Genomic DNA, 25,004 nt, shown 5'->3' with positions numbered 1-25,004 from the left:
GATCACGTCATGCGGCGCTACGGCAAGCACACCGACGAGGACGACATCCGCACCCGCCCGGGCCGCCGGAACACCCGGCCCCGGACGAACATCCGCCCCAAGCACGAGGACGCCGCCGAGGGGCTCGTGCTCACAGTCGACCGGGGCCGTCTGACCTGCCTGGTCGAGGACCGTGTGGTGATGGCGATGAAGGCCCGCGAACTGGGCCGCAAGGCGGCGGTGGTCGGCGACCGGGTGGCGCTCGTCGGTGACCTGTCGGGCAGGAAGGACACCCTCGCGAGGATCGTGCGCATCGAGGAGCGGACCTCGCTCCTGCGCCGCACCGCGGACGACGACGATCCGTACGAGCGCGTGGTCGTCGCCAACGCGGACCAGCTCGCCGTCGTGACCGCCCTCGCCGATCCGGAGCCGCGCCCGCGGCTGATCGACCGCTGTCTCGTGGCGGCCTACGACGGGGGCCTGGACCCCCTGCTGGTGCTGACCAAGTCGGACCTCGCCCCGCCCGAGAAGCTGCTGGAGCTCTACGGCGACCTCGACATCCCCTACGTCGTCACCAGCCGCGCCGAACTGGACAGCGGCGTCGCCGTCGACCGGGCGCGCGAGCACCTCGACGGCAAGATCACGGCCTTCGTCGGCCACTCCGGTGTCGGCAAGACGACCCTGGTCAACGCGCTGGTCCCGGAGGAGCGGCGGCGTACGACGGGGCATGTGAACGCGGTGACGGGCCGTGGCCGGCACACCACCACCTCGGCGCTGGCGCTGCCGCTGTCGGGCAGTGACGGCTGGGTGATCGACACACCGGGTGTGCGGTCCTTCGGGCTGAACCACGTGGACCCGTCCCGGGTCATCCACGCCTTCCCCGACCTGGAGCCGGGCACCGAGGGGTGCCCGCGCGCGTGCAGTCACGACGAGCCGGACTGTGCGCTGGACACGTGGGTGGCCGAGGGGCACGCGGACCCGGCGCGGCTGTACTCGCTGCGGCGGCTGCTGGCCACGCGGGAGCGGAAGGAAGGCGACTGACCTCCGCGTTGTTTGTCAGGGCGTGTGGATGGCAAGTGCATAATCGCACCGAGCCGGACGCCGGACCGACCGCACGCCGGGGAATCCGGCGAACCAGCTCCAGCCGACTCAGCGGTCGCTGAACGTGGGACACGGGAGGAACGACTCATGGCGTGGCTGCTGGTCATCGTGGCCGGGTTGCTGGAGACCGGCTTCGCCGTGTGTCTGAAACTGTCCCACGGCTTCACGCGGCTCTGGCCGACGGTCGCGTTCTGCATCTTCGCCCTCGGCAGTTTCGGACTGCTGACCCTGGCGCTGCGCAGACTCGACGTGGGTCCCGCGTACGCGGTGTGGACGGGTATCGGCGCGGCCGGCACGGCGATCTACGGCATGATCTTCCTGGGCGACCTGGTGTCGACGCTGAAGATCGTGTCGATCAGCCTCGTCATCATCGGCGTGGTCGGCCTGCAGTTGTCGGGGTCGGCCCACTGACGTCGCGTCAGCCGGCCGTTCGTTGAAGGGCGGTGCCGACCAGGCCGGCGACACCGCCCTCGCCGGCCGGCGCGGCCACGCAGGACAGGGCGAGCCGGACGGCGAGTTCGCAGGAACGGGCCAGGTCTGCGGTGTCGGACTGGGGCGTGCCCGGTCCGGCCAGGACCTTGACGGCGCGGTCGCGGACGAGGGTGACGAAGTCTCCGGGTGAGGGCAGTGGGCCGTCGGCGCGGCGCTGGGCCGGCACGACGGAGGTGGAGGGGACGGCCGACAGGGGCGGGGTGGGCAGCCGTTCGGTCCAGCAGCCGGTGAGCATGGCGCGGACCAGGGAGTTCTCGCGGGCGGCGGCGGTGGTCCACTCGGCGGTCGCGGTGAGCCGTTCGCGATGGTCGCCCTCGCCGGCGAGGGCGCGGTCGACCCCGGCGAGATAGCCGTCGGCTTCTCTGCGCACGAGCGCCCGGGCGAGCCCGTCCTTGCTGCCGAACTCGTTGTACAGGGTCTGCCGGGACACTCCGGCCGCCGCGGCCACGTCCACCATGCGTACGGCGGACCAGGGCCGGCGCACCAGTGCCGTGTAAGCGGCGTCCAGTAGAGATTCCCGCGCTGCAGGCATCATCGCCTCCCCTTGGGGCGAGCGGCTGTGCGCCCAGATTTGACGCGCCCGAAACCACTGTCAAGGGCCCGCGACCACACGCAGGGGCACCTTTCAGCCGTACCCAGTTGCGGGCAGCGGCCACCGCCTCAGCTGCGGGCAGTCGTCACCGCCTCAGCTGCGGGCAGTCGTGCCGCTGGGGCGATGGGGGGGTCCCCCTGCTCGAGCGAAGCCGAGAGCTTGGGGGAGGCACCCCGCGACGCCGGGCTGCGCAACACCCCCCGGCACCAACACCCGGCACCTCACGGACGCCGACCCCCCACAACGCCCCCACACCCGCCCCCAGACTCGCGGTAGCCCCACCCCCACCACGGCAGATACCGTTCGACACATGCCCGACTACCTCGACGACCTGCGTCTCGCCCACGTCCTCGCCGACGCCGCCGACGCCGCGACGACGGACCGGTTCAAGGCCCTCGACCTCAAGGTCGAGACCAAACCGGACATGACCCCGGTGAGCGAAGCGGACAGGGCCGCCGAAGAACTCATCCGCGGCCAGCTCCAGCGCGCCCGCCCCCGGGACGCGATCCTCGGCGAGGAGTACGGCGTCGAGGGCACCGGCCCCCGCCGCTGGGTGATCGACCCCATCGACGGCACCAAGAACTACGTCCGCGGCGTCCCCGTCTGGGCCACCCTCATCGCCCTGATGGAAGCCGGGGAGGGTGGCTTCCAGCCCGTCGTCGGCGTGGTCTCCGCCCCCGCCCTCGGCCGCCGCTGGTGGGCCGCGAAGGGCCATGGCGCCTTCACCGGCCGCAGCCTCACGAAGGCCTCCCGGCTCAAGGTCTCGCAGGTCGGCAAGCTCGCCGACGCCTCCTTCGCGTACTCCTCGCTCAGCGGCTGGGAGGAGCAGGGCCGCCTGGACGGCTTCCTGGACCTCACCCGCGAGGTCTGGCGCACGCGCGCGTACGGCGACTTCTGGCCGTACATGATGGTCGCGGAGGGCTCCGTCGACATGTGCGCCGAGCCGGAGCTGTCCCTGTGGGACATGGCCGCGACCGCGATCATCGTCACGGAGGCCGGCGGCACGTTCACGGGACTCGACTCCCGCCCGGGCCCGCACAGCGGCAACGCGGCCGCGTCGAACGGCCTGTTGCACGACGAGTTGCTCGGGTATCTCAACCAGCGCTACTGAGCACCCCCTGCTGTTACCGTGCGCCCCCTTGTTGACCCTCCCTTTACCTGCCACCCTGAGAGTCCACCCGCTTGTGAATTTGTGAAAAAATGAACAAACGGCGGGGACACTCCCAGGAGGTGGCTCCATCCATGCTCGTCCGTGACGCCATGACCACCGTCGTCCTCACGATCGGCCCGGCCCACACCCTTCGCCAGGCCGCCGCGCTGATGTCCGCCCGCAAGGTCGGCGCAGCCATCGTCCACGACCCCGACGCCGGCGGCATCGGCATCCTCACCGAACGCGACATCCTCAACTCCGTGGGCCTGGGCCAGGACCCGGACCAGGAGCGCGTCCACGCCCACACCACCACCGACGTCGTGTTCGCCGCGCCGGCCTGGACCCTGGAGGAGGCGGCCCGCGCCATGGCCCACGGCGGCTTCCGCCACCTCATCGTGCTGGACCGCGACGAACCCGCCGGCATCGTCTCGGTCCGCGACATCATCCGCTGCTGGGTACCGGCGCGGCAGCACGTGCCCGCCTGACGGCACCCACGGCACAGCGCGGACGGGCCGGGCCCCGTCGTGGGGGCCCGGCCCGTCTCTACCGCAAGCGGTCCAGCGCTGGAGTTCAGCCGCGCAGGGCCTGGACCGCGGCCTCCAGCCGCTTGCCGTAGTCCTCGTCGGCCCGACGGAAGTTGTCGATCGCCCGCCCTGCGATGTCGTCCCGCGAGACCTTGGCGATGAAGCCCGCCAGGTTGGCGATCAGCCGCTCCTTCTCGTCCTCGCTCATCAGGCGGTAGAGGTTGCCCGCCTGCACGAAGTCGTCGTCCTCGGCGTGCACCGGGGCCGGGTGGTTGCCCGTGACGCCGTGCACGGCCGTGGCGGACCACAGCGGACGGTCCGTCTGGAACGGGCCGCCGAAGCTGTTCGGCTCGTAGTTCTTCGCGCCCCGGTGGCGGCCGTCGTAGAGGTGGCCGTCACGGGAGTTGGTGCGCGCCACGGTGGCGTGCGGCCGGTTCACCGGCAGGTGGTCGGCGTTGATGCCGACGCGGTAGCGGTGGGCGTCGCCGTACGCGAAGAGGCGGCCCTGGAGCATCTTGTCCGGGGAGGGGCCGATGCCCGGCACGAAGTGGGCGGGGCTGAAGATCGACTGCTCGACCTCGGCGAAGATGTTCTCCGGGTTGCGGTTGAGCTCCAGCTTGCCGATCTCGATCGGCGGGTAGTCGGCGTGCGGCCAGACCTTGGTCAGGTCGAACGGGTTGAAGCGGTACGTCGCCGCGTCCGCCGCCGGCATGATCTGCACCTGCACGGTCCAGGTGGGGAACTCGCCGCGCTCGATCGACTCGCGCAGGTCGCGCTGGTGGGAGTCCGGGTCCTCACCGGCGAGCCGGTCGGCCTCGGCCTGGGTGAGGTTCCTGATGCCCTGGTCGGTCTTGAAGTGGTACTTGACCCAGAAGACCTCGCCGGCTTCGTTCTGCCACTGGTAGGTGTGCGAGCCGAAGCCGTCCATGTGGCGGTAGGAGGCGGGGATGCCGCGGTCGCCGAACAGCCAGGTCACCTGGTGCGTGGACTCGGGCGACAGGCTCCAGAAGTCCCAGACGTTGTCCGCCTCCGTGGACCCGGTGTACGGGTCGCGCTTCTGGGTGTGGATGAAGTCCGGGAACTTGATGGCGTCCTTGATGAAGAACACCGGGGTGTTGTTGCCGACGAGGTCGTAGTTGCCCTCCTCGGTGTAGAACTTCAGCGCGAAGCCGCGCGGGTCGCGGACGGCGTCCGCCGCACCCAGGTTGCCGGCCACCGTCGAGAAGCGCAGGAACGTCTCCGTCTCCTTGCCGATCCCGGAGAGGAAGGCGGCGCGGGTGTACGGGGTGACGTCGGCGGTCACCGTGAAGGTGCCGTAGGCGCCGGCGCCGCGGGCGTGCACCACGCGCTCCGGGATGCGCTCCCGGTTGAAGTGGGCGAGCTTCTCCAGCAGGAGCTGGTCCTGGACGAGTACCGGCCCGCCCGCGCCCGCGGTCTCGCTGTTCTGGTTGTCGGCGACCGGGGCACCGGCCTCCGTGGTGAGCGGTCCCTGCGTCACGTACGCCTCCTGCGCCATTCCTGACCGATCCTGTCCATCGACCAAAGTCACTCTCGATCCTACAATAGACATTGTCTAAAGCAAGTGGGACTCTAACTTCACACCTGTTCGGGACCTGGTCCCTTTTGCTGTTAGGCTGGTGGCTATGAGTGACCTTCTGGAACGGCTGCGCGGACGCGGTTGGCGGATGACCGCGCAGCGACGTGTCGTGGCCGAGGTCCTCGACGGCGAGCACGTCCATCTGACGGCCGACGAGGTCCACGCCCGGGCTGTCGCCAAGCTGCCCGAGATCTCCCGGGCCACCGTCTACAACACACTCGGCGAGCTCGTGTCGCTCGGCGAGGTGCTCGAGGTCTCCACCGACCAGCGCGCGAAGCGGTACGACCCGAACGCGCACCAGCCGCACCACCACCTGGTCTGCGCCCACTGCGGCGCGATCCGGGACGTCCACCCGGTCGGCAACCCGATGGCGGACCTCCCCGACTCGGAGCGCTTCGGCTTCACGATCTCGGACGTCGAGATGACGTACCGCGGCGTCTGCCCGAACTGCGCGGCCGCCTGACCCACCCGCGCGACAGCCCCGGCACCCCTCGGTGCCGGGGCTTGGCCGTGCCCGCACACTTCCCGTATCTGACGGGTCGTCATATGGTCAACGGCACCCACCAGTCCGTTCCGCACTCCGCGAGGAGACCGAAGTGGGAGAGCCGTATCCGAAAGTCATCGCCCATGACCTGACGCGCGCCTTCGGCCGGGGCCCCCGTGCGGTCGCCGCCCTCGGCCCCCTCGACCTGACCGTCGCACCCGGCGAGTTCGTCTGCCTCGTCGGCCCCTCGGGGTGCGGCAAGTCCACCCTGCTGCGTATCGCCGCCGGACTGCTCCGGCCCAGCAACGGCACGCTGGAGATCCGCACCGCCGGCCCACGCCCGGCCGCCATGATCTTCCAGGACTACGGCATCTACGACTGGAAGACCGTCCAGGCCAACGTCCGCTTCGGGCTCGACGTCCAGCGCGTCCCGCGCCGGGAGGCCGATGCCCGGGCCGCCGGCTGGCTGTCCCGCCTGGGACTCGCCGACTTCGCACACGCCTACCCCGCGACCCTCTCGGGCGGCATGCGGCAGCGGGTCGCCATCGCCCGCGCCCTCGCGGTCGAGCCCGAACTGCTGCTGATGGACGAGCCCTTCGCCGCCCTGGACGCCCAGCTCCGCACGATCCTCCAGGACGAGCTGCTGGAGCTCACCCAGGCACTGCGTACGACGACGCTGTTCATCACCCACAGCCTGGAGGAGGCCATCGTCCTGGGCGACCGCGTCCTGGTGATGTCCGCCCGCCCCGGCCGGATCATCGCCGAGCACCGCCCGCCCTTCCCACGCCCGCGCACCGGCGACGTCCGCGCCACCCCCGAGTTCTCCGCGCTGAAGAGCGAGCTGTGGGACCTGCTGCGGAAGGAGGCGGTGCCCGCATGACCACGGTCGCTCCCGAGACGAGAGGCTCGGTCCTGGTCCGCCGCCCGGGCCCGCGCGAACTGCGCCCCGTACGCACCCATCGCCGCCGCCGCACCCTGGAACTGTCCCTCGCCGCGGCCGTGCCCGCCCTTCTGGTGCTGCTCTGGCAGCTGGCGGCCGCCCGGGGCTGGATCGACGAACGGGTCTACCCGGCGCCGTCCACCATCCTCGTGGACGGCTGGGACCGGGCCGCGGCCGGAGATCTGTGGCCGGACGTGTGGGCGACCACCCGGCGCGTCCTGGCCGGCTATGCGGTCGGCACGGCGGCGGGCTACCTGCTGGGCCTGCTGATGGGTTCCCTGCCGCTGGTACGGGCCGCCCTGGAACCGCTCCTCGACGCGCTGTACGTCGTCCCGAAGCTGGCCCTGCTCCCCGTCTTCCTGAACATGTTCGGCCTGGGCGAGGGACCGCAGGTGGCCCTGGTGGCGGCCACGGTGTTCTTCTTCGTCTGGATCTCCACGATGTCGGCGGTGATGGCGGTCCCCGACGGCCACCGCGACGCCGGCCGGGTCTTCGGCGCCTCCCCGTGGCAGATGTTCCGCCACGTCCTGCTTCCGGCCTCCCTGCCGGCCGTCCTGGTCGGCGCGCGGATCGCGGCGGGCGTGGCGGTCCTGGTCATCGTCGCTTCCGAGCAGATCGCCGCGAGCGACGGCCTGGGCCACCTGATCTTCGACTCCCGGGCGCTCTTCCAGAACGACGTGATGTTCGTCGGCATCGTCTGCGTCGCCGTCCTCGGCGTGCTCTTCTCCGAACTGGTCCGCTTCGCCGGGCGGCTGCTCACGCCGTGGGCACCGCGCGACCGGGGACGGGGGCAGTCATGAGGCGACATCTCGCCCTGCTCCTGGGCGCCCTGCTGGTGACGGCGGCCTGCTCGTCCCCGTCCTCCGGGACCTCGGCACCGGAGGCGGACGAGCGGACGCGCACGGTCCGCCCGGTCGACGGCTGCGGCACCGGCTCCTGGACGGACCCCGCCGACCTCGCCCCCGACCGCTCACCGGCCCGCTGCCGCCCGGGCTCCCCGCCCGCGCGACCCCTCCCCGAGACCCGGAAGCTGACCATCGCGACAGGCACCCTCGGCGCGGAGTACGTGGCACCACTGCGGGTCGCCCTGGACAAGGGCGAGTTCGAGAAGGAGGGCCTGGACGTCACCCTGAAGGTACTGCCGACACCCGAGGCACTTCCGCTGCTGGCCAAGGGCGAGGTCGACGCCCTCTGGGCGGCCCCGGAGGCGGCCGTGATGAACGGCATCCGGGGCGGTTTCACCATCCGCTGGGTCGCGGGCAACTTCTCCCCCGGCCCGAAGTCCAGGAGCGGCCTGTGGGTCCGGCTGAAGGACGGGGAGACGGCGACCTCCGTGCGCATGGCCGACCGCAGACTCGGCACGATGATCGGCAAGGGCTCGGTGATCGCCTACCCCATGGAACAGGCCCTGGAGCAGCACGGCGGCGGCCTCGACCGGATCCGCTACCAGCAACTCGGCTCGGCCGACGTCCTCACGGCCCTGCAGAACGGAGGCGTCGACTCGGCGTGGCTGCTGGACCCGGTGTGGCGACGTGTCGACGGCGAACCCGGCTACGCCTTCCTGGGCGGCCAGCCGGCCGGCGAGCCCCTGGGCGGCATGCTGTACGGCCCGAGCCTGCTGAACGACGACGTGGACGCGGGGGTGGCCCTGCTGCGGGCGTACATCCGCACGGTGAACACGTACTTCGCCACCGACTACAAACAGAAGGAGAGTTACGTCACATACTTGGCGAACCTTCTGAAGACCGACGCGGCGATCCTCCGCTCCACCCCGTCGCTCCGCATGGACTGGGAGATCCGCAGGGGCACGACGGACCGCCTCCAGGCGGCGTACCGGGCCCAGGGAGTGGCGGAGGGTGATTCGCTCCCGGAGTCGCGGACGGTGACCCGCTCCCTCTACGAGGAGGCGGTGGGCCACCGCCGCTGAACACACCGAGGGCCGGAACCCTTTCGGATTCCGGCCCTCGGCCTTCAGTAGCGGGGACAGGATTTGAACCTGCGACCTCTGGGTTATGAGCCCAGCGAGCTACCGAGCTGCTCCACCCCGCGTCGGTGAATGCAACGTTACGTGAGCGGAGAGGGCAGATGCAAATCGGTTAGTGAGCCGCAGGCGCACGGCCGACCTAGCCGCAGGCGCACGGCCGACCTAGCCGCAGGCAGTCGTGCCGCTTGGGGCGGCACGGGTGGGCGCAGCGGCACCCCGCCACGCCGGGCTGCGCACCCACCCCCAGCACCGACGCCGAGCACCCGCTCACGACCCCGGCGTCAAGCAGACAGCTCCTGTCGCAACGCATCCCGCAACCGCTCCGCCCGCTCCGTCACCGACACCGGCCCCAGCGACACGGCCCGATCAGCCCACCGCTGCCCCTCCGCCAGCTCCCCCCGACGCGCGTAGACCAGGGCCAGCCGCAGCGCCGCCCGCCCATGCCCCGCATCGGCCGCCCGCGTCCACCACACGGCGGCCTCGGGCTCACTCCCCTCCCGGGCCAGCAGCAGCCCGAGATTGAACGCACCGTTGCGGGACCCGGCCTCGGCCGCCTCCCGGTACCACCGGGCCGCCTCGACGACGTCACCCCGGGCCGCCGCGAGCATGCCCACCCGCACCTGCGCCCGCCGGTGGCCCTGCGAGGCCGCCCGCTCGTACCACTCCTCGCATTCGCTGCGCCGGTGCACCGGCTCTCCGAGCTCGTGCGCCGGCTCCGGGGGCCGCCGCGCGTCGAGCACGGTGGCCAACCGGTACGCGGCCTCCGCGCTCCCGCCTCCGGCCGCACATCGCAGGTGCCGCTCGGCCTCCTGCTCGTCGCCGTCCCGCAGCCGTGCCATGCCGACCTGGAGCGCCGCCTCGGTGTGCCCGGCCGCGGCGGCCTGCTCGTACCAGCGCAGCGCGGCCTGCTCCTCGCCCCGGCCGGCGTGGAGGATGCCCAGGTTGAAGGCGGCGTCCACGCTGCCGGCCTCCGCGGCCTTGGAGAACCACGGCTCCGCGCCCGACTCGTCCCCGCCCCGCAGCAGCAGGATCGCCAGCGCGTTCGCGGCCTCCCGATGCCCGGCGTAGGCCGCGCGCCGGTACCACTGCTCGGCCTGCTGGGTGCGCCCCTGCTCGGCGCAGAGCAGCCCCAGGTTGTACGCGCCGTTCACGTCGCCCGCGTCCATCGCGGCCCGGTACCACCGCTCGGCGGTCTGGGTCTCGCCCCGCTCGGCGTGCAGTGCGCCCAGCGCGTTCGCCGCGTTGCCGTCGCCGTCCTGGGCGGCCCGCAGCCACCACACGGCCGCGTTCTCGGTGTCGCCCGCGTCGCGCAGCAGGAATCCGAGGGCGCAGGCGGCCCGCGCCTCGCCGTCCTTGGCGGACGTCAGGTACCAGCGCCCGGCCTCCTTGAGCTCACCGCGCTTCTCCAGGATCGCCCCGAGGTGCAGCGCCGCCCGCCGGTGGCCGCGCGCGGCGGCCTGCCGGTACCACTGCTCGGCCTCCGCCTGCGCCGGGACACCGTTGTCACCGTCGGCCTCCCGTGTCGCGTTCCGGTCCAGCGCCCGCGCCAGCCGGTACGCCGCCTCCCGGTGCCCGCGTTCGGCCGCGACCCGCAGCCACTGCGCGGCCGCGGCGTCGCCGCGGTGCTCCAGCAGGTCGGCGAGGGCGTACGCGCCCAGGGTGTGGCCCTGTTCGGCGGACTGGCGCAGCCAGTACTCGGCGGCGGGTTCGTCGCCGCGCTCGCGGTGGTGCCGGCCGAGGGCGTGCGCGGCCGCCGCGGATCCGGCGACGGCGGCGATCCGCCACCAGCCGGCGGCCTCGTCGGCGTAACCGCGCTGGTGGAGGAGGACTCCGAGGTTGTTGGCCGCGGCACGGTCGCCGGCGGCGGTGGCGGCACGCAGATGGGATTCGGCACCGTCGAGATCACCACGGCGCAGCAGCATGGCCCCGAGGACACTCATCGCCTCGACGTCGCCGGCCTCCGCGGCGAGCCGCTGACGCAGCTCTTCGGCCGCCTCGTCGGCGATCTCCCCGGTCTCGTCCGGGGTGTCGGTGTCCTCCCGGCTGGAAGGCTGCACAAAACGCCCTGTCTCGAACAGAGTTGCCTTGTCCCCCATAACGTCCATCGTCGCACCACCCGCAACCGGGGTACACCTGGTATACCGCAGCCATTGAGGTCACTACAGCGTTTTGTCGACATGCCCACAGAGAGACAAGTCAAACACAGATTGCACAACTCCCCCCGGCGGCGCGGCCACAGCACGCCGCAGCACAAGCGTTCACACATCACGAAGGCCCGGATTCCTGTGTGGAATCCGGGCCTTCGGTGTCGCACTGTCACTCGGACATCGCGACTTCAGTAGCGGGGACAGGATTTGAACCTGCGACCTCTGGGTTATGAGCCCAGCGAGCTACCGAGCTGCTCCACCCCGCGCCGTTGTGTTCACAACCGTATCACGGCGCGGGACGGGCATTTGACCAGGCCAGGGCGCTAGCTGCTCGGCTTTGGACTCGGACTGCCGCTCGGACTGCCGCTGGGCTTGCTCTCGCCGCCCCCGGCACCGCCGGGCCGGCTCGCCGAGGTCTGCGCGTCCTCGGCCCGCCGCAGGGCGTCCTCCAGGTCCTTCTGCGCCCGGCCGTACGCCTCCCAGTCGTTCTTCTTCAGGGCGTCCTGGCCCGCGTCGAACGCCTTCTGGGCGTCTTCCAGGGCCTGTTGGACCGTCGGGTTGTCGGACGTCGGCGGTGGTGTCGTATCCCCGTCGGCCGGCGGCTCGGGGCTCGTGCCCTCCGCTCCGAAGACCTTGTTGAGGGCCTCGTCGAGCGTGTTCTCGAAAGCGGTCTGGCCTCCGTAGGTCACCAGGACCTTCCGCAGCAGCGGGTACTTCAGTCCACCACCGCGTACGTAGACCGGCTCCACGTAGAGCAGTCCTCCGTCGAGGGGGACCGTCAGCAGATTGCCGTACTCCACCTCGGAGTCGCCGCCTCTCAGGAGCCTGATGGACTCGGCGATGTCCTCTTGGGAGTTGAACTGGCTCTGGACCTGCTTGGGTCCGTTCACCGTGGTGTTGGTCGGCAGTTTCAGGATTCTGATCTTGCCGTAGTCACTGGTGCCGGCTTCCGCGTCGACCGCCATGAAGGCACTGAGGTTGTCCCGGCCGTTGGGCGTGAAGGTCGTCGTCAGCGAGAACGCCTGCGCCTGCTGGTCGGGCATCTTCATGCTCAGGTAGTACGGCGGCACCGCACTGCCCGAACGGTTCGTCGGGTCGTCCGGCACCTGCCACACCTCGCTGCCGCTGAGGAACGTCGTCGCGTCCTTCACGTGGTAGCGGGTGAGCAGCTCCCGCTGGACCTTGAACAGGTCCTGCGGGTAGCGCAGATGGTCCATCAGGCCCTTGGAGATGTCGCTCTTGGGCTCCACCGTGTCCGGGAATGCCTTCATCCAGGTCTTCAGGACCGGGTCCTTGGTGTCCCACTGGTAGAGCTTGACCTTGCCGGTGTACGCGTCGACGGTCGCCTTCACCGAGTTGCGGATGTAGTTGACCTGGTTCTGCTGGGCCACCACCGCGCGGTTGTCGTTGGTGGCGGTCAGCGAGTCGGCCGTGGTGTCGCCGAGGGTCGTACGCGAGGAGTACGGGTATCCGTTCGTCGTGGTGTACGCGTCGACGATCCACTGGATCCGGCCGTCCACCACCGCCGGGTAGGCGTCGCCGTCGATGGTCAGCCACGGGGCGACCGACTCGACGCGCTCCTTGGGCGTGCGGTTGTACAGGATCCGCGAACCGTCGCCGATGGCACCGGAGTAGAGGATCTGGGGCTCGCCGAACGCCACCGCGTACGCGGCCCGGTTGACCGGGTTGGAGAGGTCGACCCCGCTGTCGCCCTTGTAGCTGGTGGTCTTCTCGCCGTTGTCGTCGGAGTAGTCGATCTCCTTCTGGGGACCGCCGACGATCGAGTACGTGGTGGTCTTCTCGCCGTAGTAGACGCGCTGCTCGTACGTGCCGAGGTCACCCTTGGACGGCAGGTCGGACTCCGTGAAGACCGGCCGGCCCTGGGCGTCGGCGCTGGTGCCCTCGGCGGCGACCGCTCCGAAGCCGTGGGTGTAACGGAAGTGGTTGTTGATCCAGTTCTTCTTCGGGATGCCCGCGAGGTTCAGCTCACGCAGGCCGATGACCGTGTCCTGGTCCTTCCCGTCCTTGGCGTAGCGGTCGACGTCCAGATTGGTCGGGAACGCGTAGTAGTTCCTGATCTGCTGGAGCTGCTGGAACGTCGGCGAGGCGATGTTCGGGTCCATGATCCGGACGCTCGCCGTGGAGTCGACGTCGTCGCGCAGCTTGGTCTTGTCCTCGGTCTTGCTGGTGCCCGAGTAGTCGGTGACCTTGGTGCCGTCGATGCCGTACGCCTTGCGCGTCGCCTCGAGGTTCTTCTCGACGTACGGCGCTTCCTTGGCCTGCTCGTTCGGCTGGACCTGGAACTTCTGCACGATCGCCGGGTACAGGCCGCCGATGAGGATCGCGGAGAGCACCATCAGGCCGAAGCCGATCACGGGCAGCTGCCAGGTGCGCCGCCAGAGGGTGGCGAAGAACAGCAGCGCGCAGATGACGGCGATGCAGAACAGGATCGTCTTGGCCGGCAGGTAGGCGTTGGCGTCGACGTACCTCAGGCCCGTCCAGTTGTCGGTCGCGCGGAAGTCGCTGGACTTGACCGCGAGTCCGTACCGGTCGAGCCAGTACGCGACCGCCTTGAGGGCCACGAAGACACCGATGAGCACCGACAGGTGCCCGGTGGCGGCCGCCGTGGCGCGGGCGCCCGGGCTGGTGACGCGCAGCCCGCCGTAGAGGTAGTGCGTGAGCGCGGCGGCGATCACGGACAGGATCGCGGCGGCGAAGCCGAAGCCGAGCAGGAACCGGTACCAGGGCAGGTCGAAGGCGTAGAAGGCGACGTCCAGTTTGAACTGGGGGTCCTTCTGCCCGAAGGGCACGCCGTTGACCCACATCAGCCAGGTCCGCCACTGGCCCGACGCGGAGGCGCCGGCGATCAGCCCGACCAGGGCGGTGATCCCGAGCAGCAGCCACTTCTTGTAGGGCGCGATGCCCATCCGGTAGCGGTCGAGGTTCTGCTGCTCCATCGACATGGCGCTGAGCGGCGGCCGGAGCCGGTGCGCCAGCCAGATGTTGAAGCCGACCGCGAGGGCCATGAGCAGACCGAAGACGAAGAAGAGCCCGATCTTGGTCCACAGGGTGGTGGTGAAGACCGACGAGTAGTTCACCGACCGGTACCAGAGCCAGTCCGTCCAAAAGCCCGCGAACATGGTGAACGCCATGCCGAGGACGGCCAGGACGCCCAGCGTCATGAGCAGGGTCCGGACTCGCCGGGACGGGCGGCCCACTCTGATCCGCGGCCCCGTCGGGCCTCCGCCGCGGTCCGGCATCTGGAAAGCCAAGGTGCGCACCTCGAATGTCGCTGTTGATTCGTCAGGCCCGCGTCTTCACGGACCCTGCGCGGCCCCCGTGATCGTGGGCCCCCACCTATGCAACTTACTCACCCTTTACTCGGTTCCCGATTCCGGTCAGGAACGAGGCAGGATTGTGACCATGTCCAACACTCCCATGGCTGCGAACCCGCTCACCCGGGCCGTCCTCGAGATCGACGAGTACGTCTCCGGCCTCGGCTGGGACCAGCCCGCCCGCCTTTTCGCCCTCGTCGACACCGCACGGCTCCGGGCCGAACAGCCCTCGCTCGCGGACCGGCTCGGTCTGGACGAGGAGCCGGAGAACTCCGGCCTCACCCCGATCGAGCAGGACGAGGTTCCAACGGGCAAGCCGCTCGACGAGTTCCTCGCCACCATCGCCTGGCCCGACGCGGTGGTCGGCTGCGCCCTCGCCGTGGAACGCCTGATGCTGCCGCCGTCCGCGGAGGCCCAGGTGCCCCAGAACCTCGACGACGCCGCGCTGTCGAAGTGGGTGGCGGAGCACCCGGAGCGCCAGGAGGTCCGGATGACGGTCGCGGTCCAGCGCGACGGCACCCGCGAGTCGGCTCTGCGGCTGCGCGAGAAGGACTCCCCCACGGAGGTCCTCACCGGCTCCGACCTGGTGCCGGGGCTGGCGCAGGCCCTGGCGGCGACGTTCGAGGAGTAGCCGGGCGACCGTGCGGCCCGGACCGGGCTCCGGCCGGCCGCACTACCTGCCGCCGGTTCCGGTCGACCGCGCTACCTGCCGCCGGTTCCGGTCGGCCGCATTGCCTACCGCCGGCTCGGGGCCGGCCGCACTAGCCGCCGCACTTCGGCAGAGCGGCGGTGTCGCCGCTGCGCAGATCCTTGAGGGCGCCCAGGGCGTCCCCGATGGTGTCCACCTTGATCAGGGTGAGGCCCTCGGGGGTGTCCTTGGCCGCGGCGGCGCAGTTGTCGGCGGGCGTCAGGAAGTACCGCGCGCCCTTCGCCCGCGCGCCCACGGTCTTCATCTCGATGCCGCCGATCGGCCCGACCTTGCCCCGGTCGTCGATCGTCCCCGTGCCGGCCACGAACTTGCCCCCGGTCAGACTGCCCGGCGTGAGCTTGTCGTAGATGCCGAGCGCGAACATCAGACCGGCGCTCGGCCCGCCGACGTCGGCCAGCTTGATGTCGACGGTGAACGGGAACGTGTGGTCGGTACCCGCGGAGATCCCCACGATCGCGCGCTTCTCGCCGGTGTCGTCCGACGTCGTGGTGGTGATGGTGATCCCCTGCGTCCTGGTCGGTGTCCGCTTCTCCTTCTCCGCGGCGGCCTGCTCCTTGGCGGGCACGATCGTGAAGCGGACGTCCTGGCCCGGCTTGCGCTTCGTGACGAGCTCGGCCACGTCGGCCGGCTGCTTCACCGCCGTACCGTCGACGGCCTTGATCACGTCCCCGGCGTGCAGCTTGCCCTCGGCCGGGGAGTCCTTGACGACCGTCGAGACGATCACCCACGACTTCACCGGGACGTCGAGTTTCTTCAGCGCGGCCACCTTGGCGCTCTCCTGGGACTGGCTGAACTCCTCGGCGTTCTCCTGGGTGGACTGCTCCTCGGTCTTGCCGTCCGGGTAGAGCGTGTCGTGCGGCACGACCTTGTTGTCGTGCGCGAGCCAGCCGTAGACGGCCTCGACGAGGTTCATCCGGTAGTCGGCGCTCGTGACACGGACCGTGGTCATGTTCAGATGGCCACTGGTCGCGTAGGTCTTGTGCCCCGCGATCTGCAGCACCGGCTCGCCGTCGTGATCGCCGAGCGTGTTCACCGTGGGCCCCGGGGACATCTCCGAATACGGCACGGGGATGAACACTCCCGCGCACAGAAGCGCGATCAGCATCAGGGTGGAGGCGAGCATCGTCGCGGTGCGGCGTGGCATGACTCGACAGTACGGGACGGTCCTGTCAGCGCACCGTCAGGGCCGCCCGTCCGGGGCGGCCCTGAGCTCTCAAACCACTGTGACCTGCTGCTTTTCCGGCATTCAGCTACCCGGTCGGGGCTTCTCCATGGCCTCCCGGAAGCGGGCGTACCCGATGAGTTCCGGGCCGTCGCCACGGGCCTTTCTGGTCCGGTTGGCCCAACTGCCCCAGAGGCCGCCGCCGATCGCAGCCACAAGCGGAATCAGCAACCAGGCGAGCGCCGCCATGCCGACCTCCAACCCCTTTGAGCGTCCGCAACTGACTGATCAGCAGATTAACCATCCGCAGTGACAACGCTCACGCCAGGGGTGCGGTTACGCAACCGGAGCGGCCGCCTCCCGGATCAGCAGGCGCCGACCCACTCCTCGGTGCCGTCCGAGAACTTCTGGTGCTTCCAGATGGGCACTTCGTGCTTCAGATCGTCGATCAGCTTCCGGCACGCCTCGAAGGCCTCTCCGCGATGCGGACACGAGACGGCGACGACCACGGCGAGGTCCCCGACCCGGAGGTCTCCCACCCGGTGCACGGCCGCCAGCGCCCGCACCGGGAAGTCGGCGACGACCTTCTCGGCGACCCGCCTCATCTCGGCCTCGGCACTGGGATGGCACGAGTACCCCAGCTCCGCCACGTCGGTGCCCCCGTCGTGGTTGCGCACCGTCCCCACGAAGAGCGCGGTGCCGCCGGCCGCGTCGTCCCCGACGGCCCGGAACACCTCGTCCACGGAGAGGGCCGTGTCCCGAATCCCGATCAGCTTGATCGGGTCCTGCGCGGCCTGCTCACCGGGGTGATCGATCGTGGATGCCATGCCTCCATCGTGCCGCACGCGACGGACGGCGCGGAATAGAGCCATCGACCGGCACGCGCGCGTACGCGTTGGACTCTCCTACGAGGGCACGGGACAGGCCCGGCCGGGACAGCGCGGCGCGTCAGATCCGGCGCCGGGCCTTCCGGGCCCGCCGCACCACCGCCGCAGCGCCCAGCAGCGCCACCGTCGCACCCGCGGCACCCGCGGCCGTCGCGTCCTTGCGGCCCAGTCGCCGCCCGGCCACCGTGTGCCGGCCGGAGACCTCCTCCAGGAGCTCCGCCAGCACCTCCTCGTTGGTGTACCGGGGCCGCCACCCGGCATCGTGCAGCCGGCTGCCGCTGACCACCCAGGGGTACATCGTGTAGGCCAGGTCGCCGGCCGGAGACGGGGTGAGCCCGATCCGGTGCAGTCGCGCCGCCGCACCGAGCGCGACCGCCGACGGCAGCTCCATCCGGCGGATGCCGCTGAGCTCCTCGACCTCCTCCTGCTCCAGCCATCCGTCGCAGCCGACGGCCAGTTCCCCGTCGACCTTCTCCAGGACGGCGTACTCCAGCGCGCTGCACAAGTCCTCGACGTGGCAGAACTGCCACGCGGGCCGCGAACCGGCGACGACGAGCAGTCGAGGGGACTCGAAGTACCTGGTCAGCGCGGTGTCGGTGCCGCCGACCAGGACGGCGGGCCGCACCACGGTGACGTTCAGCCCCGGGTGCGCCCGCGGCGCCCGGCGCGCCAGCCGCTCGACTTCCAGCAGGTCGCCGACGCCCGTCGCCTCCGCCGTGGCCTGCAGTTCGGCGTCCTCCGACAGCGGCAGCTCGTTGTCCGGCAGGGCCCCGTAGACCATCGTCGAGGTGCACAGCACGACCCGGTGCACGCCGGCCGCCGCGGCCGCCGTCAGGACCGTCTGTGTCCCCCGTACGTTGTAGGCCGTCCGGGCGGCCGCGTCGGTCTCCAGGTCCAGGTCCAGCGCCAGGTGCACCACCACGTCGGCGCCGCGCAGCTTGTCCGCGATGGCCGGATCCCGTACGTCCAGGATGTGCCACTGCGCCGCCGCGCACTCGCCGCGCCGCTCGTCGATGGCCACGACCTGCTTGACCTCGTCCGACGCGGCGAGCCGCTCCGTGAGCAGGGCGCCGACGCCGTAGGCGGCGCCGGTGACCGCGACGACGGGTCCGCGCGCCGCGGCGCTCGCGGAACTGGTTGACTGGTTTCGCGCTGCGCGAACCTGCGGATCTGGGGAACTCACCGGGCGTCTCCAGCGGTTGTCTTCAGTACGAGCGCGTGCGACGCATGCGTACCAGGTGGCATCCATCCTGCCGCAGGCTGTCAGTCGGCGAAGCACCGAGGCCCGATCCGCCCCGGGTGTCTACGCTGGGTGGTGTTGTCGGGCAGCCGCGCCGCCGGAAAGAACCGGCGGCCCTACCAGCCGAGGAATCCCGTGAGTGACACCCCATTCGGATTCGGCCTTCCGCCGGAGGAGCCGGACGACGGCGACGAGGGCAAGAAGAAGGACCAGGAGAGCGGTGGTGGTCAGGGACCGGCCAATCCGTTCGGTTTCGGCGGTCTGCCCGGAGCCGGAGGCTTTGGCGGCGGCCCCGGCGGCCCCGGTGCGGACAATCCGTTCGCAGCCATGTTCGGCTCCCTGAACCCCAATGACCTGGGCGCCGCGTTCCAGCAGCTGGGCCAGATGCTCTCCTACGAGGGCGGCCCGGTGAACTGGGACATGGCCAAGCAGATCGCCCGCCAGACTGTCTCCCAGGGCAGTCCTGACGGCACCAAGGACACGAGTGTCGGCCCCGCCGAGCGCAAGGCCGTCGAGGAGGCCGTCCGCCTGGCCGACCTCTGGCTCGACGACGCCACGTCGCTGCCGTCGGGCGCCGGCTCCGCGGTGGCCTGGAGCCGTGCGGAGTGGGTCGAGGCGACCCTGCCCGCCTGGAAGGAGCTCGTCGACCCGGTCGCCGAGCGCGTCGGCACCGCCATGGGCGACGTCCTGCCGGAGGAGATGCAGGCCATGGCCGGCCCGCTGATCGGCATGATGCGCTCGATGGGCGGCGCCATGTTCGGTACGCAGATCGGGCAGGCCGTCGGTGTGCTCGCCGGTGAGGTCGTCGGCTCGTCCGACATCGGCCTGCCGCTGGGCCCGGCCGGCAAGGCCGCGCTGCTGCCGGTGAACATCGAGACGTTCGGCAAGGACCTGAGCGTCCCCCAGGAGGAGGTGCGGCTGTATCTCGCCCTGCGCGAGGCCGCCCACCAGCGCCTCTTCGCGCACGTGCCGTGGCTGCGCTCGCATCTGTTCGGCGCGGTCGACGGCTACGCCCGCGGCATCAAGGTCGACACGGCCAAGCTGGAGGACGTGGTCGGCCAGTTCGACCCGCAGAACCCCGAGCAGCTGCAGGAGGCACTCCAGCAGGGCATGTTCCAGCCCGAGGACACGCCCGAGCAGAAGGCCGCCCTGGCCCGTCTGGAGACGGCTCTGGCCCTCGTCGAGGGCTGGGTCGACGCGGTGGTCCACGCCGCCGCGAAGCCCCGTCTGTCGTCCGCGGACGCCCTGCGGGAGACGTTGCGCCGCCGCCGTGCCTCGGGCGGTCCGGCCGAGCAGACGTTCGCCACGCTGATCGGTCTGGAGCTGCGCCCGCGCCGTCTGCGTGACGCCTCCCGGCTGTGGGCCTCGCTCACGGACGCGCGCGGTGTCGACGGCCGGGACGCCGTGTGGGCCCACCCGGACATGCTGCCGACTGCCTCCGACCTGGACGACCCGGACGGCTTCGTGCACCGCGAGCAGATCGACTTCTCCGAGCTGGACAAGATGCTCGGTGAGGCGGCGGACAAGCCCGACCTCAGGAAGAAGGACGACGGCGAGGGCAAGGGCGACGGCAAGGGCGACGTCGCCGAGTGAGCCTGATCGACGACGCGGTCCTCGTGCTCAAGGGCTACGAGGACCAGACGGAGCTGCGCCAGGCCTACCTGGACCACCTGGCGGAGCACCCGGACGGCCTGTGGAAGGCCTGCCGGGCGGGCCACATCACGGCGAGCGCCCTGGTGGTCGACCCGGAGGCCGGCCGGGTGCTGCTGACCCTGCACCGGAAGCTGCGGATGTGGCTTCAGATGGGCGGCCACTGCGAAGCGGGCGACTCCTCCCTGGCGGCCGCGGCGCTGCGTGAGGCGACGGAGGAGTCCGGCGTCTCGGGTCTGTCGCTGCTGCCGGGCGGCCCGGTGCGCCTGGACCGGCACCCGATCCCGCCGCCCTGCCACTGCCACTTCGACGTCCAGTACGCGGTCGTGGCACCACCGGGCGCCGCGCACGCCGTCAGCGACGAATCGCTCGACGTGCGCTGGTTCGGGTACGACGAGGTCGCGGACGTGGCCGACGAGTCGGTGGTACGTCTGCTGGAGGCGACGCGCGCGAGGCTTGCGGCCTGAGCATGTGCGAGGGGCGACCGCTGTGGCGGCCGCCCCTTGCCTTCGGTCCCGACGGCGGGCTGAGCTCTCTGAGGGGGCGCGGGGACTGCGCGACCAGCCACACACGGCCTGCAGCCGAGAACCGGTCCGCAGCCCCCTGGACCCCGTCGGCCGAACCCGCGGAGCGATCAGCTCCAGACGTTGCCCTGGTTCTGCCCCCGGGCCCCCTGCTGGCCCATGCCGTACTGCGCGGCGAGACCCGAGCCGATCTGTGCGCCCTGCGGCGGCAGCAGCTCACTCGGCTGGACCAGGGCGAAGCCGGTGCCCATGAAGCTCAGCTCCCACCCCTCGCCGGTGCTGCCGCGGCGCCGCCACACCCCCGAGGAGTGCGTCTGGGCCTGCATCTGCACCCGCAGGCTCGTCGACCAGGCGACGATCGCGTCGGCGTCGCAGTTGACGTACTTGTCCGGCGTCACCTGCAACAGCAACGGCATGCCCGAGGTCATCAGGGCGACCCTGCCCCGGCCGGTGATGTTGAGCTGGTACTTCCCGGAGCCGGAGATTCCGTACATGCTGTCGACCGCGACGACCTCGTGGTGCAGGGAGGAGTCCATCGCCAGCACGTAGCTGCTGTCGACGGTGAGGCCGTCCTGCTCCACCTCCATCACGTGGATGTGCTGCTTGAGGTTGGCGAGGTAGACCGTGCCCTGCCCGTGGCAGCGCATCAGGTCGAGTCCCTCACCGGTGTGCGCACGCGCGCGTGCCTGGTCGTTGCTCTGGTACTCGGCGTCGAACTCGACGAGGCCCTGGTAGGCGACCATGGTGCCCTTGCGGGCCAGGATGTCGTCGTGCCCCTCCAGGGCGACGCGCAGCATCTGCTTGTTCTGCAGGCTCCAGCGGTCCTGGGTCTGCTGCTCGTTGTAGGCGAAAATCGGGCTCTGCATGGCTTTCTGGCTCCCCCTCAGCCCCGGACCCGGAGGCGGTCGGTGCTGTCCTCGCTGGGCTGGACGACGACGATGCCCTGACCGGAGAAGGCCATCTGGTAGGCCTCACCGCTGCCGCGGCCGATCAGCGACTGCGCCCGGAAGCTGCGCTTGCCCTTCACCTTGAGGTTCGGGGACCAGGCGACCAGGGCGTCGGGGTCGACGTACGTCTCGTCCTCGCCGCCTCCGCAGTCGACGACGATGGGCTTGCCCCGGGAGGTCAGCGCGACCCAGCCCTGCCCGGAGATCCTGGTGTTCCACAGTCCCTGTCCGGCGAACTTCGCCAGGCCCTTGACCCGCTCGATGCCCCACGTCAGATGGGCGTCGAAGGCGAGCAGGTTGGTGGCGTTGACGGAGATGCCGTCGCCGCCCAGGTTGATGACGACGACGTTCGCGCCGTAGTCGGCGAGGTAGAGCAGTCCGTCGCCGGAGCACTTCATGAGGGGCGCGCCCTCGCCGGTCATCCAGTCCTTGGCGATCTGGCGTACGGCCGGCGGGTTGGGCTCGTACTGCACGAACCCTTCGTAGGCGACCATCGACCCCACGCGCGCGAGGAGGTCGTTCCCGGTCTGCATGGCGACCTTCAGCATGTGGTTGCCGTGGTTCTCCATGCGGGCGGTGACGGGTGCGGGGGCGTGGCCCGCGAGCTGCTGTGTCATGACGGGCTCCCTCAGACCTCGTACGGCTGGACGACGATGAAGTTGCCGGGCGCACCCCGGAACTGGAGATTGACGCTCTCCCCGGTGTCGCCGGGGTAGGCGTTGCGGCGCATCCGCACCTGGCTGGAGACGACGACCTGGGCGGCGGCCGACCAGGCGACCACGGCGTTGCAGTCGGCGAAGGTGGTGGGTGTGACGGGCAGGACGACGGGCGTGCCGTGCGTCTTGACGACGATCGTGCCGGTGCCCTGGAACTGCATCGTGAACAGGGCGCCCCCGGGAATGCCGTGGCCCTCGATGCGGCGGACCTCGTACTGGAGGGTCTCGTCGAAGGCGAGGACGTTCTCCGCCGAGACGCAGACGGCGTCGCCCTGGAGCTCGATGGGGTGCAGCATGGTCGAGTTCTCGGCGAGGAACACCTGTCCCTGGCCCGTACAGCGCATGAGCTGCATCTCCTGGCCGGTCGCGTTGCCCACGATCCGGCCGGCGAAGCCGGCGCCCTTGTAGCTGAAGTCGACCTTGCCCTGGTAGAGCACCATGCTGCCCTGCCGGGCCAACACGGGCTGACCGCCGATGCCGAGGTCCACGCGCACGAGCTTCTTGTTCTGCTGTGTCCAGCGCTGCCCGGTGGGGGTCTCCTTGAACTGCTGGAGCGCCCCGGCCACGCCGGGGCCCTGCGGAGCGCCCTGGGGAGCCCCTTGGGGAGCGCCGTAGGGGGCCTGGGCCTGCGGGGCCTGTCCCGGCTGTCCGAACGGCGGCTGCTGGCCGTAGCCGGGGGGCGGGGTGGGCTGGCCGTAACCGGGCGGCGGGGCCGGGGCCTGGGGCGCTTGGGGCGCCTGAGGCGCCTGGGGGTAGCCGTAACCAGGGGGCGGCGGGGCCGTCTGGCCGGGGGCCTGGCCGTACGGCGGCTGTTGCCGGCCGGGCTGGCCGTACGGCGCGGGCGCCGGGGCCGGGGGTGGCACCGGGGAGCCGCCGGGCTGGGGGGTCATGGGCGCGACGATGGTCGGGGCGGCGTGCACCTGGGGAGCGGGACCCGGCGCCGGAGGCGGCGTGGCGCCCGCCGGGGGCGCGAAGCCCTGCGCGGCGGGCTGGGGCGCGGGGGCCGGGGGCGGTGCCTGCGCAGGGGCGGGCGCGGGTGCCGGGGCGGGTTCCGGAGGTGCGGGGACGCCGAACGCGGGCGGTGCGAAGCCCGGGGCGGTGCCGGCCTGCGGCTGCTGGGGGGCGGGCGCGGGCGTCTCCTCCTCGGCCACCTCGCCGCCGAAGTTCTTCAGCAGCGCGTCGAGTCCGCCGTCGAAGCCCTGCCCGACGGCGGCGAACCGCCAGACGTCCTTCAGGTACAAGTCGCCCAGCATGACGGCCCGTTCGGTGGAGAACTCCGAGCCGCTGAAGGGATAGCGGGCCACTTCCTCGCCGCCCGCGACGATACGGATGTAGCCGGGGGCGATCTGCGACATCTGCCCGGCGCCGTCGAGCGTCGCCGTGAAGGACAGCTTCTGGATCTGTGCCGGGATCCGGTCGAGCGTCACCCGGAAGCTCTCCGTGTCGCCCGCCTGGGCGCCCAGGAGCTGAACGGCCTCCTCGGGGGACTTCGGCTGGTTGTAGAAGACGAAGTACCGGTCGTCCGAGAGCCGTTCGTCGGCGTCGAGGCCGAAGCAGCTGATGTCGAAGCTCAGTCCGGGGCCCGAGATCTGCACGCCTACGTACAGATCCGTGCCCGCGGTGAGGTCACTGATCCTGGCCTTGTGGCCGCGTTGGAATTCCCTGGCCATGCGTAACGACCGTCCCCCATCCAGAACGTGATTGCGTCGCGCCAGGCTAACGGCAAACGCTGACACCGGACGCCGTCGGTACAGACCCGGTACAGAATCCGCGCCCGGCCGTATCCGCTGCTCGCCCCGGGAAAGCGGTCACTCACCCCGGCCACTCCCCCAGCCGCTCACTCCCCCAGCCGCTCACTCCGCCGGGCGTTCACCACGCGCACCGGGCACGTGCGGCAACCGCTCGGCGGCGACGACGCCTTCGAGATAGCCCCGGGCCCGCTCCGTGCGCGGATAGGCCTTCAGCAACTCCCAGAAGCGGGGGCCGTGTCCGGGGACGAGCAGATGGGCGAGTTCGTGGAGGAGGACATAGTCGACGACGTACTCGGGCATGCCCTGGAGACGGTGCGACAGGCGGATGCTGCCCTCGGACGGGGTGCAGGATCCCCAGCGCGTGTTCTGGTTGGTCACCCAGCGCACCGAGGCGGGCCGGGCCCGCCCGGCGAAGTACTGGTCCGAAAGCTGCCGGGCCCGCGCGGCCAGCTCGGTGTCGCCGAGGGACCGCTTGCTCTCCTGGGCCGCCAGCTTGTCGAGCATGACGTTCACCCACCGCTGCTCCTCCGCCTCGGACATCCGGGCGGGGATGAGCACCACGGTGCGATCGCCCTCGCGGTACGCGGAGACCGTTCTGCGGCGGCGGCTGCTCCTGCGGACCTCGATCGCGCTCGCCCCCGAGCCGCTCGGCGGCTGGCTCGTCGTGCTGCGGTGTGGCTTTCCGGCGCGGTGCAGTGGGTCGGCGGACACGCCCCGACGTTACCCGCTGCACCCGGGTAAGTCCCGGCTCCAGGACGGTTCGCTGCCGATGCCCCCTCCGGCCGCCGGATTTGTACGACGATTTCACGTGCCTGTGGACAACTTCCGGCAGCCTGCGGCGGGTTTGGGCATGCTGGCTGTTGTCGGCGAAGCGCTGGGCGGGTCGGTCCGGGACCAGGGGCCGCACGTGCGGCCGGTCTCGGGCTGCGTTCACGCCAAGCCGACATATGGGGATGATCTATGACATACGGGGGCCCTTTCATGCATCCGATGGTGAAGCCCGCGCTCAGGCGCGGCTGGCGCGACCTCAACACCGTGCAGTTCGGGATGACACCGGCGCATGCGATGACACTGGGCCCGATGGACCTGGCGA

23 protein-coding genes and 2 tRNA genes are annotated in these 25,004 nt (G+C 71.0%); 11 read left to right on the top strand and 14 right to left on the bottom strand.

The genetic code is table 11. From position 1 onward, the window contains the following. Positions 1-9: 9 nt before the first annotated feature. Both rsgA and SSQG_RS25975 read left to right on the top strand, forming a co-directional pair. Positions 10-1,020, top strand: a complete 1,011-nt coding sequence (gene rsgA / locus SSQG_RS25980) for a ribosome small subunit-dependent GTPase A (RefSeq protein ID WP_003992840.1) — start codon at positions 10-12, stop codon at positions 1,018-1,020. Between the two features lie 147 nt (positions 1,021-1,167). Beyond that, positions 1,168-1,491 (top strand): DMT family transporter, encoded by a 324-nt coding sequence (locus SSQG_RS25975; RefSeq protein ID WP_003992839.1) that lies wholly within the window; start codon positions 1,168-1,170, stop codon positions 1,489-1,491. Between the two features lie 7 nt (positions 1,492-1,498). Here the strand turns inward: SSQG_RS25975 and SSQG_RS25970 are convergent, their stop codons facing one another. Beyond that, positions 1,499-2,107 carry a TetR/AcrR family transcriptional regulator gene (locus tag SSQG_RS25970; RefSeq protein ID WP_003992837.1) on the bottom strand — a complete coding sequence of 203 codons (609 nt, stop codon included), beginning with the start codon at positions 2,105-2,107 and terminating at the stop codon, positions 1,499-1,501. A gap of 367 nt (positions 2,108-2,474) precedes the next feature. On the opposite strand from SSQG_RS25970, the gene hisN reads away from it, so the two are divergent. Continuing rightward, positions 2,475-3,275 (top strand): histidinol-phosphatase, encoded by an 801-nt coding sequence (gene hisN / locus SSQG_RS25965; RefSeq protein ID WP_003992836.1) that lies wholly within the window; start codon positions 2,475-2,477, stop codon positions 3,273-3,275. Positions 3,276-3,406: 131 nt separating this feature from the next. Beyond that, a complete protein-coding gene (locus SSQG_RS25960; protein WP_039933626.1) occupies positions 3,407-3,799 on the top strand; it encodes a CBS domain-containing protein in 393 nt (130 codons plus the stop codon). Between the two features lie 85 nt (positions 3,800-3,884). Here the strand turns inward: SSQG_RS25960 and SSQG_RS25955 are convergent, their stop codons facing one another. After that, positions 3,885-5,336 (bottom strand): catalase, encoded by a 1,452-nt coding sequence (locus SSQG_RS25955; protein ID WP_039935434.1) that lies wholly within the window; start codon positions 5,334-5,336, stop codon positions 3,885-3,887. 145 nt (positions 5,337-5,481) lie between these two features. Between SSQG_RS25955 and SSQG_RS25950 the strand changes: the two genes are divergently transcribed. The 4 genes from SSQG_RS25950 (at position 5,482) to SSQG_RS25935 (ending at position 8,786) form a co-directional block, all read left to right on the top strand. Further along, positions 5,482-5,898 carry a Fur family transcriptional regulator gene (locus tag SSQG_RS25950; protein ID WP_003992833.1) on the top strand — a complete coding sequence of 139 codons (417 nt, stop codon included), beginning with the start codon at positions 5,482-5,484 and terminating at the stop codon, positions 5,896-5,898. Between the two features lie 133 nt (positions 5,899-6,031). Continuing rightward, positions 6,032-6,799: an ABC transporter ATP-binding protein gene (locus SSQG_RS25945; RefSeq protein WP_003992832.1), complete on the top strand. Its 768-nt coding sequence runs from the start codon at positions 6,032-6,034 to the stop codon at positions 6,797-6,799. Continuing rightward, the gene (locus tag SSQG_RS25940; protein ID WP_003992830.1) at positions 6,796-7,659 is read left to right on the top strand and encodes an ABC transporter permease; all 864 of its coding nucleotides are present in this window, start codon (positions 6,796-6,798) and stop codon (positions 7,657-7,659) included. The genes SSQG_RS25945 and SSQG_RS25940 overlap by 4 nt, the downstream gene beginning before the upstream one ends. Continuing rightward, positions 7,656-8,786, top strand: a complete 1,131-nt coding sequence (locus SSQG_RS25935; RefSeq protein WP_003992829.1) for an ABC transporter substrate-binding protein — start codon at positions 7,656-7,658, stop codon at positions 8,784-8,786. The genes SSQG_RS25940 and SSQG_RS25935 overlap by 4 nt, the downstream gene beginning before the upstream one ends. 48 nt (positions 8,787-8,834) lie before the next feature. Here the strand turns inward: SSQG_RS25935 and SSQG_RS25930 are convergent. The 4 genes from SSQG_RS25930 to SSQG_RS25915 all read right to left on the bottom strand — a co-directional run bounded on the left by SSQG_RS25930 (position 8,835) and on the right by SSQG_RS25915 (position 14,250). Next, a tRNA-Met gene (locus tag SSQG_RS25930) sits at positions 8,835-8,908 on the bottom strand. Positions 8,909-9,124: 216 nt separating this feature from the next. Continuing rightward, a complete protein-coding gene (locus tag SSQG_RS25925) occupies positions 9,125-10,948 on the bottom strand; it encodes a tetratricopeptide repeat protein (protein ID WP_003992828.1) in 1,824 nt (607 codons plus the stop codon). A gap of 234 nt (positions 10,949-11,182) precedes the next feature. Then, positions 11,183-11,256, bottom strand: a tRNA-Met gene (locus tag SSQG_RS25920). 57 nt (positions 11,257-11,313) lie between these two features. Next, positions 11,314-14,250 (bottom strand): UPF0182 family protein, encoded by a 2,937-nt coding sequence (locus tag SSQG_RS25915; RefSeq protein WP_078506923.1) that lies wholly within the window; start codon positions 14,248-14,250, stop codon positions 11,314-11,316. A 163-nt stretch (positions 14,251-14,413) separates the two neighbouring features. Between SSQG_RS25915 and SSQG_RS25910 the strand changes: the two genes are divergently transcribed. Beyond that, positions 14,414-14,956 (top strand): PPA1309 family protein, encoded by a 543-nt coding sequence (locus SSQG_RS25910; protein WP_039935432.1) that lies wholly within the window; start codon positions 14,414-14,416, stop codon positions 14,954-14,956. Positions 14,957-15,086: 130 nt separating this feature from the next. Here SSQG_RS25910 and SSQG_RS25905 read toward each other — a convergent pair whose 3' ends face one another. The 4 genes from SSQG_RS25905 to SSQG_RS25895 form a co-directional block, all read right to left on the bottom strand. After that, positions 15,087-16,178, bottom strand: a complete 1,092-nt coding sequence (locus SSQG_RS25905) for a YlbL family protein (protein ID WP_003992825.1) — start codon at positions 16,176-16,178, stop codon at positions 15,087-15,089. Positions 16,179-16,280: 102 nt separating this feature from the next. Further along, positions 16,281-16,445: a hypothetical protein gene (locus SSQG_RS41935; protein ID WP_003992824.1), complete on the bottom strand. Its 165-nt coding sequence runs from the start codon at positions 16,443-16,445 to the stop codon at positions 16,281-16,283. Positions 16,446-16,561: 116 nt separating this feature from the next. Then, positions 16,562-17,023, bottom strand: a complete 462-nt coding sequence (locus tag SSQG_RS25900) for a molybdenum cofactor biosynthesis protein MoaE (protein ID WP_039933624.1) — start codon at positions 17,021-17,023, stop codon at positions 16,562-16,564. Between the two features lie 121 nt (positions 17,024-17,144). Beyond that, complete coding sequence (locus SSQG_RS25895) at positions 17,145-18,266, bottom strand: SDR family oxidoreductase (RefSeq protein WP_003992822.1); 1,122 nt, start codon at positions 18,264-18,266, stop codon at positions 17,145-17,147. 192 nt (positions 18,267-18,458) lie between these two features. On the opposite strand from SSQG_RS25895, the gene SSQG_RS25890 reads away from it, so the two are divergent. Next, entirely contained in the window at positions 18,459-19,916 is a 1,458-nt protein-coding gene (locus SSQG_RS25890) for a zinc-dependent metalloprotease (protein ID WP_003992821.1), read from the top strand. After that, positions 19,913-20,440, top strand: coding sequence for an NUDIX hydrolase (locus SSQG_RS25885; protein ID WP_003992820.1), 528 nt, complete (start codon positions 19,913-19,915; stop codon positions 20,438-20,440). The genes SSQG_RS25890 and SSQG_RS25885 overlap by 4 nt, the downstream gene beginning before the upstream one ends. 167 nt (positions 20,441-20,607) lie before the next feature. Here SSQG_RS25885 and SSQG_RS25880 read toward each other — a convergent pair whose 3' ends face one another. From SSQG_RS25880 to SSQG_RS25865, 4 genes are all read right to left on the bottom strand, one after another. Beyond that, on the bottom strand, positions 20,608-21,363 hold the full coding sequence (locus tag SSQG_RS25880) for an AIM24 family protein (protein ID WP_003992818.1): 756 nt from the start codon (positions 21,361-21,363) through the stop codon (positions 20,608-20,610). Between the two features lie 17 nt (positions 21,364-21,380). Next, positions 21,381-22,061, bottom strand: a complete 681-nt coding sequence (locus tag SSQG_RS25875; protein WP_003992817.1) for an AIM24 family protein — start codon at positions 22,059-22,061, stop codon at positions 21,381-21,383. 11 nt (positions 22,062-22,072) lie between these two features. Further along, positions 22,073-23,830 (bottom strand): TerD family protein, encoded by a 1,758-nt coding sequence (locus tag SSQG_RS25870; RefSeq protein ID WP_003992816.1) that lies wholly within the window; start codon positions 23,828-23,830, stop codon positions 22,073-22,075. A gap of 183 nt (positions 23,831-24,013) precedes the next feature. Then, positions 24,014-24,622: a M48 family metallopeptidase gene (locus SSQG_RS25865; protein WP_039933622.1), complete on the bottom strand. Its 609-nt coding sequence runs from the start codon at positions 24,620-24,622 to the stop codon at positions 24,014-24,016. Positions 24,623-25,004: the final 382 nt, after the last annotated feature.

Origin of the sequence: Streptomyces viridochromogenes DSM 40736 (assembly GCF_000158955.1) — a bacterium.
GTDB lineage: Bacteria > Actinomycetota > Actinomycetes > Streptomycetales > Streptomycetaceae > Streptomyces > Streptomyces venetus.
Note: the sequence above shows the minus strand (reverse complement) of the source record. Positions and strands in the feature narration are given on the sequence as shown.